Annotated in this window: 1 protein-coding gene; it reads right to left on the bottom strand. The window is 31.5% G+C overall.

What is annotated here, in order from left to right:
• Positions 1-256: signal peptidase I (lepB, locus tag AACL61_RS07450; RefSeq protein WP_339111191.1), on the bottom strand; the 256-nt coding region annotated here is incomplete at its 3' end.
• Positions 257-349 lie beyond the last annotated feature (93 nt).

Here is a 349-nt window from a genome sequence, read left to right as displayed (position 1 = left end):
CAATTACTCGCTTAACATAATCGGTTTTAACTGATACTTGCGGATCAACGCCATTAGCATCAAATACAACGACACTTCCATGATGGATCTTGGCAGTTTTCAAACAAAATACTCGTTCATTATTTTGTAAGTTTGGTTGCATGGATGGTCCATCAACCCGAACAATTTGAAAGAAAAACTGCTTAATTACTAATGCGATTATTAACCCGATTAAAATGGGAATAATCCAACTCATTGCTTCACGAAATGCTTTCATTATAATTCCTCAATTTCTTTATTTAACTGTTATTAATCATACAACTAGTAATAAAATCTGAAAAGTTATTTATATCCCGAAATGTCAATTTAA

The organism is Limosilactobacillus reuteri subsp. porcinus, from assembly GCF_036621895.1.
GTDB classification, from domain to species: domain Bacteria; phylum Bacillota; class Bacilli; order Lactobacillales; family Lactobacillaceae; genus Limosilactobacillus; species Limosilactobacillus reuteri_J.
The sequence above is the reverse complement of the archived record's forward strand: the minus strand, read 5'-3'. Positions and strand labels throughout refer to the sequence as shown.